Annotated in this window: 7 protein-coding genes; 5 read left to right on the forward strand and 2 right to left on the reverse strand. The window is 72.4% G+C overall.

All coding sequences use genetic code 11. From position 1 onward, the window contains the following. The coding region (locus GTQ99_RS14540) for a LacI family DNA-binding transcriptional regulator (RefSeq protein WP_166616455.1) at positions 1–1,036 on the reverse strand (1,036 nt) is incomplete at its 3' end. A gap of 500 nt (positions 1,037–1,536) precedes the next feature. Here GTQ99_RS14540 and GTQ99_RS14545 point away from each other — a divergent pair. The 5 genes from GTQ99_RS14545 (at position 1,537) to GTQ99_RS14565 (ending at position 8,004) form a co-directional block, all read left to right on the forward strand. Next, positions 1,537–2,538, forward strand: a complete 1,002-nt coding sequence (locus GTQ99_RS14545) for an ABC transporter permease (protein ID WP_166616456.1) — start codon at positions 1,537–1,539, stop codon at positions 2,536–2,538. After that, positions 2,532–3,464: a carbohydrate ABC transporter permease gene (locus tag GTQ99_RS14550; RefSeq protein WP_166616457.1), complete on the forward strand. Its 933-nt coding sequence runs from the start codon at positions 2,532–2,534 to the stop codon at positions 3,462–3,464. The genes GTQ99_RS14545 and GTQ99_RS14550 overlap by 7 nt, the downstream gene beginning before the upstream one ends. Positions 3,465–3,520: 56 nt before the next feature. Next, positions 3,521–5,164, forward strand: coding sequence for an ABC transporter substrate-binding protein (locus tag GTQ99_RS14555; RefSeq protein WP_166616458.1), 1,644 nt, complete (start codon positions 3,521–3,523; stop codon positions 5,162–5,164). A 102-nt stretch (positions 5,165–5,266) separates the two neighbouring features. Further along, entirely contained in the window at positions 5,267–7,300 is a 2,034-nt protein-coding gene (locus GTQ99_RS14560; protein WP_166616459.1) for a beta-galactosidase, read from the forward strand. Next, on the forward strand, positions 7,297–8,004 hold the full coding sequence (locus GTQ99_RS14565; protein WP_166616460.1) for a DUF624 domain-containing protein: 708 nt from the start codon (positions 7,297–7,299) through the stop codon (positions 8,002–8,004). The genes GTQ99_RS14560 and GTQ99_RS14565 overlap by 4 nt, the downstream gene beginning before the upstream one ends. Before the next feature lie 41 nt (positions 8,005–8,045). On the opposite strand, the gene GTQ99_RS14570 is transcribed toward GTQ99_RS14565, so the two are convergent. Continuing rightward, positions 8,046–9,932, reverse strand: a complete 1,887-nt coding sequence (locus tag GTQ99_RS14570) for an alpha-glucuronidase (RefSeq protein ID WP_420814568.1) — start codon at positions 9,930–9,932, stop codon at positions 8,046–8,048. Positions 9,933–9,938: the final 6 nt, after the last annotated feature.

Below are 9,938 nucleotides of genomic sequence, written 5' to 3' on the forward strand. Positions count from 1 at the left end.
CCCCCGCGCGGCCCGCCCTCCAGGCGCCCGGCGGCGGGGCGGTGCTCTCGCGCACGACGAGTTCGATGGCCAGGTCGATGCGCAGGTTCGTGGGCACCTCGCCGCGGGCGAGGCTGAGGACCATCCGCGTCGCCGTGCTGGCCATCTCCCGCAGCGGCTGGCGCACCGTGGTGAGCGCGGGCCCGATCCACTCGGTGACGGGCAGGTCGTCGTAGCCGACGACGGAGAGGTCCTCCGGCACCCGCAGCCCGAGCTCGCGCGCCACCCGCAGCACGCCGAGGGCCTGGAAGTCGCTGCCCGCGAAGACGGCCGTGGGGCGGTCGGGCCGGTCCAGCAGGTCCCGGCCGTGGGTGTAGCCGCCGTTGACGTGGAAGTTGCCGTACCGCACGAGGGACGGGTCCACCGCGATGCCGGCCTCGTCGAGGGCGCTGCGGTAGCCGTCGATGCGCGCGCGGCTGCACAGCACGTCGGCGGGACCGGAGATCACCGCGATGCGCCGGTGGCCGAGGGCCAGCAGGTGCCGGGTGGCGACGAGCCCACCGTTCCAGTTCGCCGAGCCCACGACGGGCACGTCCGCCGGCGGCTCCCCGGCGGTGTCGACGACGACGAAGGGGATGGAGCGCGCCTCCAGCTGCCTGCGCTGCACCGGGTCAACGGTCGTCAGCACGAGGATCATGCCGAGCGGCTGGCGGGCCAGGACGTCGTCGAGCCACTCCTGGCGGGGGCGGTGCGCGCCGCCGAGCTCGGAGAGCACGATCGCGACCCGCTCGGGCCCGGCGACCGCCTCGACGCCCTTGATGATCTCCTCGCCCCACGTCGAGAACTCGTGGAAGACCAGCTCGACGAGCCGCGGCGCGGCGGCGGGGCGCCGGGGGCGGCGCTGGTAGGAGTGGCGCTCGATCGCCGCCTCGATGCGGGCGCGCGTCGCCGCGGCGACGTCGGCGCGGCCGTTGAGGACCTTGGAGACGGTGGCGATCGATACGCCCGCCTCCGCGGCGATCGCGGAGATGGTGGTCCGTGCGGCGTCGGTCGACATGCTGCGCTCCGGGCGGTCTCGAAAGTTTCGGGCCAACGTAGCAGGAGCTGCTCGTGGCGGCGATCACTTCTTCGAGAGTTTCGGGATCCGGTTGTATCGATCGACATCGCTGGCGCTCGCGGTAAGCGGTGTCCTCCCTGCGTCACAGCGGGAACTCGATCGCCGGCCGGGCGGCGCGGGCGGTTGACCAGGGGCGATGGCGTGCCTAGTGTCCCTTCACGTATCGACATCGAGGTCGAAAGTATCGGCCCCACGCAGGAGTGGGACGGAGGTCAGGTCGTGGCAACAACCCCAGACGCGGGGACCGGGCACGGCGGCCGGCGGGACGGGCGGGACGCCCGCGCCGCCACCGGTCCGCGGTGGGACGTCGGCGGTGGGGCCGTCGTGCCCCTCGTCGGCCGCGCCCGCCGGTGCAGCACCCCCGTTCCCGTCGAACCGCTCGCACACCTCCCCGCCGCCCGCGCGGCGGGGGCGCCCACCCGGGCAGAGGGGACCACCGCATGAGCACCGCTTCCCCGACCGGCGCCGCGGCCGGCGAGGGGCTGGCCGCGCCCGAGGTGCTGGCCGCGGCCCGCACCACCCCGCTCGCCCGCCCGCCGCTCACCACCTGGCGCCAGGCCCTGCGCCGCGACTGGCGCCTGTACACCTTCGTCGCGCTGCCGCTGCTGTTCTTCCTCGTCTTCCGCTACCTCCCGATGATCGGCAACGTCATCGCGTTCCGGCGCTTCCGCCCGGGCGGCAGCATCCTCGGCGAGGAGTGGGTGGGCCTGCGCTACGTCGAGCTGTTCATCAACGACCCGGCGTTCTGGAACGTCTTCAAGAACACCCTGTTCCTCGGGGTCCTCACGCTGGTCATCGCCTTCCCGCTGCCCATCGTGCTCGCCCTGCTCCTCAACGAGCTGCGGTCGAGGCGGTTCAAGCGGTTCGTGCAGACCATCTCCTACCTGCCGCACTTCATGTCGATCGTCATCATCGCCGGCATGGTGCTGCAGATCATGTCCGTGCAAGGCACCGCCAACCAGCTCGTCCGGGCGCTGGGCGGCGACACCGTCCCGTTCATGCAGCGCGCCGAGTGGTTCCCGGTGGTCTACGTCGGCTCCGAGGTGTGGCAGACGGTGGGCTGGGGCACGATCCTCTACCTCGCCGCGCTCACCCAGATCGACGAGAACCTCTACGAAGCGGCGCGCATCGACGGCGCCAGCCGCTGGAAGCAGACGCTGCACGTCACGCTGCCCGGCATCCGGCCCACGATGGTGACCCTCCTGATCCTCAACATCGGGACGTTCATGGCGGTGGGCTTCGAGAAGGTCCTGCTGCTGTACAACCCGTTGCTGTACCCCACCGCCGACGTCATCTCGACGTACCTGTACCGCGTCGGCATCCTCTCCAGCAACTTCTCCTACGCCGCGGCCATCGGCCTCTTCGAGGCCGTCATCGGCCTGACGCTGATCCTGTCCGCCAACGCGATCTCGCGCCGAGCAGTGGGGACGAGCCTGTGGTGACCACCGACCCGACCACCGCCACCCGCCGCCTCGGGCGGCCGGCCGCCGCCCGCGGCATCCAGGAGTCGCGCACCTACCGCGCGTTCCGCGTCGTCAACGCCGTCCTCCTGCTCGGCGTCGTCGCCGTGACCCTGTACCCGTTCGTGAACATCCTCGCCCAGTCCTTCTCCTCGGAGGGCGCCATCAGCGCCGGTGAGGTCAACCTCTGGCCGCGCGGCTTCAACGTCGAGACGTACCGGGTCGTCCTGGGCGACGACATGTTCTGGACCAACTACAAGAACACCGTCGTCTACACCGTGGTCGCCACCGCGATCTCGATGGTGCTCACCACCTCCTTCGCCTACGCGATCTCCAAGAAGCACCTCAAGGGCCGCACCGTCCTCATCGGCATCGCGGTCTTCACGATGTTCTTCAACGGCGGGCTCATCCCCAACTACGTGCTCATCAACGAGCTCGGCATGAAGAACACGCTGTGGGCGATCGTGCTGCCCAACGCGATCAGCGTCTTCAACCTGCTGGTCATGAAGGCCTTCTTCGAGAACCTGCCCGAGGAGCTGGAGGAGGCCGCCGCGATCGACGGCCTCACGACGTACGGGATCTTCTTCCGCATCGTCCTGCCGCTGAGCAAGGCGGTCCTGGCGACCATGGTCCTCTTCTACGCCGTGTCGTTCTGGAACTCGTGGTTCTCCGCCTTCCTGTTCCTGGACCGGGCGGAGCTGTACCCGGTGACCGTCTACCTGCGCAACATGATCGCCGGCGCCACGACGGCGACCTCGATCGGCGGGGGCGCCGGCGAGCTCGCGCAGGTCGCCGCCAACATCCAGGCCGTGACGATGGTGCTCACCGTCCTGCCCATCGTCACCCTCTACCCGTTCATCCAGAAGTACTTCGTGTCGGGCGTCATGCTCGGCGCGGTCAAGGGCTGACCGCGCTGCACCACCCTCTCCCGACGCAGACCGACGACGCTCCAGAAGGGAACACGATGACCACCAAGAGGAGAACCACCTTCGGCACGGCCGCCGCCATGTGCCTGGTCGTGGGCCTCGGCGCCTGCTCCGGTGGCGACAGCGGTGAGGAGGCCGAGGAGGTCGTCTCCGAGAAGAACCTCGGCGCCATGCAGGACTACGGCGTCGGCGACACCTTCAAGGCGACCGAGCCGGTGTCCTTCTCGCTGCTCTACCGCGACCACCCGAACTACCCCAACAACCCCGACTGGCTCTTCTACCAGAAGCTCCGTGAGCAGCAGGGCGTCACCCTGGAGCCCACCCTGGCCCCGCTCAGCGACTGGGAGCAGCGGCGCAGCCTCGTCATCGGCGCCGGCGACGCGCCGGACTTCATCCCCGTGACCTACCCGGGGCAGGAGACCCCGTACGTGGCCTCCGGCGCCATCCTCGCCGTCAGCGACTACGTCGACCTCATGCCCAACTTCAAGGACAAGGTCGCCAAGTGGGAGCTGGAGGACGAGCTGGACACCCTCCGCCAGGAGGACGGCAAGTTCTACCTGCTGCCGGGGCTGCTGGAGAACTTGCGCCCGGACTACACCCCCGCGCTGCGCACCGACGTGCTCGAGCAGCTCGGCCTGCAGCAGCCCACGACCTGGGACGAGTTCCGGGACGTGCTGCGCGCCGTCAAGCAGGCGCACCCCGACGCCTACCCCTTCTCCGACCGCTGGGAGGGCAAGGCGCTGCTCAACTACGTCGACGCCCCCTTCGGCACCGCGGCCGGGGAGTGGGGCTTCGGCCAGGGCGTGACGTGGGACGAGGACGCCGGGGAGTACGTCTTCACGGCCACGACGGACGAGTACAAGGCCATGGTCGAGTACCTGCACGGCCTCGTCGCCGAGGGCCTCATGGACCCCGAGAGCTTCACCCAGTCCGACGAGGCGGCCCTCGCCAAGCTCGCCAACCAGCAGTCCTACGGCATCAGCACCAACTCCCAGGAGGTGCTCGGCGCCCGCACGGCCCTCGACGAGACGCTCGGAGCGGGCAACTACGGCCTGTCGAAGATCGTCCTGCCCGCCGGCCCCGCGGGCGACGTCGTCGGCGGCACCCAGCTCGAGAACGGCCTCATGATCTCCTCCGATGCGGTGGAGAACGACGACTTCGTCGCGATGATGCAGTTCATCGACTGGCTGTACTACTCCGACGAGGGCCTGGAGTTCTCCAAGTGGGGCGTCGAGGGGACGACCTACGACGTCGTCGACGGCAAGCGCGCCCCCGCCGCGGACGTGACCTTCACCGGCCTCAACCCCGGCGCGCCGAAGGCCATGCAGAAGGACTTCGGCTTCTTCAACGGCGTCTACCTCTTCGCCTCCGGCTCGACCCAGGAGCTCGTGCTCTCCAACCTCTACGAGGAGGAGGCCACCTGGCAGCAGGCGATGGCGGAGAAGGAGCCCGAACCCGTCGCCCCGCCGGCTCCGCTGAGCGAGGGTGAGCGGGAGCAGGCCTCGCTCTACCAGACCGCGCTGACGGACCTCACCCTGCAGGCCACCCTGCAGTTCATCCTCGGCCAGCGCGACATCGCCGACTGGGACGCCTTCGAGGCGGAGCTGGAGGCCGCCAACGTCGCCGCCTACGTGGACCTCGTCAACGCCGCCCAGAAGCGCTACGCCGAGAAGAACGGCTGATCCCCGGCCGGGCCCGGTGGCACGCGACCGCCACCGGGCCCGGACCGCGTCCGACCCCCTCCGCCCCGAGCCCCCGACCGCCCCGAGCCAGAGGCACCGCCCATGAGCCTTCCCCGCACCGAGCGCATCGCCTACGGCGGCGACTACAACCCCGAGCAGTGGCCCGAGGAGGTCTGGAAGCAGGACCACGCCGCCTTCGACCTCGCACGCATCGACACCCTCACCGTCGGGGTGTTCACGTGGGCGCTGACGCAGCCCTCGGAGGACGTCTACGACCTCTCGGTGCTGGAGCGCACCCTGGACCGGGCGCACGCCGAGGGCCGCCGGGTGTGCCTGGCCACGGGCACCGGCGCCCTGCCGCCGTGGCTGGCGCGGCGCCACCCCGAGGTCTGCCGCACCGACTTCGAGGGGCGTCGCCACGTGTACGGCCAGCGCCACAACGCCTGCCCCAGCGCCCCCGCCTACCGCCGCCTCGCCGCGGCCCTGGCCGGGCGCGTCGCGCAGCGCTTCGCGGACCACCCGGCCGTCGTCGCCTGGCACGTCAACAACGAGTACGGCGGCGCCTGCTACTGCGACCTGTGCGCCGCGGAGTTCCGCACCTGGCTGCAGGCGCGCCACGGGACGCTGCAACGGCTCAACGACGCGTGGAACACGACGTTCTGGTCGCACCGCTTCGGCGACTGGGAGGAGGTCGTGCCCCCCAACGCGCTCTCCGAGCACTGGCGCGGCCCGGACCACACCGCCTTCCAGGGGATCACCCTGGACTACCTGCGCTTCACCTCCGACAACCTCCTGCGCACCTTCCGCGAGGAGAAGGCAGCGATCCGGGAGCACTCCGGCCTGCCGGTGACCACGAACTTCATGGGCATGTACCGCCCGGTCGACTACCACCGCTGGGCGGACGACCTCGACTTCGCCTCCTGGGACAACTACCCGCCCGACGACCGTTCCGCCTCCCGGATGGCGCTCACGCACTCCCTGGTGCGCGGCCTGAAGGGCGGGCAGCCGTTCTGGCTCATGGAGCAGACGCCGACCGTCACCGCCTGCCGCGACGTGAACCCGCTCAAGCGCCCGGGCATCCTGCGGCTGTGGTCGTGGCAGGCCGTCGCCCACGGGGCCGACGCCGTGCTGTTCTTCCAGATGCGCCAGTCCCGCGGCGCCAGCGAGAAGTACCACGGCGCCGTCCTCAACCACGCCGGGCGCACCGACACCCGCTCGTTCCAGGAGGTCGCCGCGCTCGGGGCGGAGCTGGAGGCCGTGGGCGGCGCCCTGCTCGGCGGGCGCACCCCCGCCCGCGTCGCGCTGCTCTTCGACTGGGACTCCTGGTGGGCCGTGGAGATCTCCGACGGCCCCACCCGGCACCTGAAGTACCAGGCCACCGCCATCGCCTACCACCGCGCCCTCTGGGAGGCCGGCGCGCAGGTCGACGTGGTGCCCGTGACCGCGGACCTCGACGGCTACGACGTCGTCGTCGCACCGCTGCTGCACGTCGTCGCCGGGGACCTCGCCGAGCGGCTGGAGGCCGTCGTCGCGCGCGGCGGCAGCGTCGTCACCACGGTCCTGTCCGGGCGGGTGGACGAGGACGACAACGCCTTCCTCGCCGACGTGCCCGGCCCCCTCGCGGACCTGCTCGGCGTCCGCGTCGACGAGACCGACGCGCAGGAGCCCGCCGTCGTCAACCCCGTGCGGCTCGTCGACCCCGACGGCAGCGCACCGGAGCTGGTGAGCGCCGCGACGACCGCCTTCGACCTCGTCCTGCCGCGCGGAGCGCAGGTCGTGGGCACCTACGGCGCCGACTTCTACGCCGGCACCGCCGCCGTCACGCGCCGGCAGGCGGGTCGCGGCGCCGCCTGGTACGTCGGCACGTGCCTGGACGACGCGGGGCTGGAGTGGGTGCTGCGCCGGGTGCTGGAGCGCCACGACCTCGTCGGTCCCCACGCCGGGACGCCGGGCCTCGAGCACGCCGTGCGCGAGGTCGAGGGCCGCCGCTACGAGTTCCTCCTGCACCACGGCCACGAGGCGGTCGAGGTCACCGCGCACACCGGCGGCACCGACCTGCTCACGGGCCGGCGGATCGAGGCCGGCGAGGTCCTCCCGCTCGCCCCCGCCGACGTCCTCGTCCTGGAGGTCCGGTGAGCGCGCCCGTGGCGCCGCCGACCGCCCGGGGCGCCCGGGCCTTCGGCGAGGGCCCGCTGTCGCAGGTGACCCAGGTCGTGCATTGGTTCGTCGTCCTCGAGGTCCTGCTCGTCGTCGCGACCGCACCCGGCCTGGCGGGCGCACTGCTCCTCGTGCCCGACGCCAGCAACCTGCCGCTCTACGCCCTGTGCGCCGTGCCCGTGGGCCCGGCGCTGGCCGCGGCGGTCTTCGCCTGGCGCGCCTTCCTCGCCGACCGCGACGCCGCCCCGGCCCGGGAGTTCCTGCGCGGCTACCGGCTCGGCGCGCTGGACGCCCTGCGCACCTGGGTGCCGGTGCTGGGCGTCCTCACCGTGCTGGCGGTGGACACCGCCCACCGCGACGTCGTGGGCGTCGCCGCGGCCTTCACGCCGCTCTACGCGGTCCTGGGAGCGGCGGTGCTGGTGTGGGCCGTGCGCGTGCTGGTCCTCACCGCGGTCTTCGCCTTCCGCTGGCGCGACGTCGCCCGCCTCGCCGCCATGACCCTCCTGACCCGCCCGCGCTCGACCCTCTCGCTGCTCTCGCTGCTCGTCCTGGCGATCGGCACGGCGTGGGTCACCTTCGACGCCGTCGTCGTCGTGCTGGCCTCGGTGCTCACCTTCCTGCTCGCGCGTTCGGAGGCCGGCGTCGTGCGCGAGGTCCGCGAGCGGTTCGTCGCGCCCTCCTGAGGGGTGCGGCCCGGCGCCCCGCGGGCGCCGGGCCGCACCCCTCAGGAGGAGATGGCCCGCCCGTGCGCGTCGGGGACGCCGGAGTGGCGCAGGAAGTACGTGGTGAGCTGGTCGCGCCACTCGCGCGCGCTGCGCGCCTGCTCCTCCAGCAGGTCGCGCACCCGGGCCCAGGTCCGCTCCTCGACGCGGCCGCGCGCACCCGCCCACAGGCCCACGAGCTCCGCCGCCGCCTGCGCGCCGCGGAAGTGGGTGTCGTAGACGTGCTGCACGACCGTCGTCCCGTCGGAGAGCACGTGGCCGTAGGGGACGTGGTGGAAGAACAGCAGCAGCTCGTCGGGGCACGTGCGCGGCGACTCGTAGACCTCGCGCCACGGAGCGGGGTACTGGCCCGCGTAGCCGGTGCCGCTCGCGCGGGTGCGGTCCACGCCGATGCCGTCGCGGTCGGCGAAGTGGTACGTGCCCCAGGGGGTGTACTCGTAGCCGTCCACGTCCGGGCCGTAGTGGTGCCCCGGCCGCACCATGAACCCCACGCCCAGCGGGGCGGTGTAGTCCTCGTAGGTCCGCCACGAGCCGTCCATGATCCGGTGCAGCAGCGCCGCGAGCGCCTCGTCGGGGCCGAAGGTGAGGCGGATCCACTCCTCGAGCACCGCCACCGGGTCCAGCTGCGGAGCCCAGGCGAGGCGGCCGAGGGCGTAGAGGTTCGCCTGCGCCAGCGGGTGCCCCGTCCAGAACTCGTCGTCGCCGGCGTTGGAGACCGCCACCACCCCGCCCGGGCGGGCACCCGGACCGCGTCCGCCCGCGACGTCGGCCACGGTGGCGCCCCCCTCGCCCCACAGCGGGAACCGCAGGACCTCCGACCACATCGGCCCGAGGTAGCACACGTGCTTCTGCTGGCCGGTGTACTCCTGCGTCACCTGCAGCTCCACCGCCAGGCGCGTGCCCGGCATCGCCGCGATGACCGGGGAGACCGGTTCACGCACCTGGAAGTCCATCGGGCCGTGCTTGACCTGGAGCACGACGGCGTCGTGGAAGCGGCCGTCGAGCGGGGCGAAGTGGTCGTGCGCGGCGCGGGCGCGGTCGGTGGAGCGGTCGCGCCAGTCCTGGCGGTGGTCGTAGACGAACGCGCGCCAGAACACCGTGCCCCCGTGCGGGGCCACCGCGCGCGCCAGCAGGTTCGCCCCGTCGGCGTGGTCGCGGCCGTAGGCGAACGGTCCCGGCTGACCCTCGGAGTCGGCCTTGACGACGAACCCGCCAAAGTCGGGGATCCTCGCCCACACCCGCTCCGCCGCCTGCGCCCACCAGCGCTGCACCTCCTCGTCGAGGGGGTCGGCGGTGCCCAGGCCGCCCACGGTGATCGGCGCGGCGAACGAGACGGACAGGTGCGTTCGGATCGCCTGCCGGCGGAACACCTCCGCCAGGCGGGCGACGTCCTCGAGGCCGTCGGTGAGCAGGCGCGCCTCGGCCGCGTGCACGTTGACGTTGTTCACCGCGATCCGGTTGATCCCCGTCGAGGCCAGCAGGCGCGCGTACTCCTCGACGCGGGACAGGTCCTCGCGCAGTCGCCCCTCGGACCAGAACAGCGACCCGCCGGAGTAACCCCGCTCCACCTGGCCCATCACGGGGTGCGTGACGAGGTTGTCCCAGTGGTCGAGCATGCGGATCGCCTGCGCGGGCTCGTGCACCTCGTCGAGGACCTCACCCTCGGCGAGGGCTGATGCGTTGCGCAGCAGGGAGTGCAGCCCGTAGAGCAGACCCGCGCCGGTGCGGGCGACGACGACGGTCGTCGCGGCTGCGCGCACGAGGCGGAAACCCTCCCCGGACAGTTCCGGCCCGCCCCGCGCGGCCGTCCGCACGGCCACCGGCGCCCCCTCCGGGGCGGCCAGGGTCGTGATCCCCGCCGGGGTGGCCAGCACGAGGGCGGGGGCCAGGCCGGG

This window comes from Kineococcus vitellinus (genome assembly GCF_009906315.1).
In the GTDB taxonomy this organism is placed as follows: domain Bacteria; phylum Actinomycetota; class Actinomycetes; order Actinomycetales; family Kineococcaceae; genus Kineococcus; species Kineococcus vitellinus.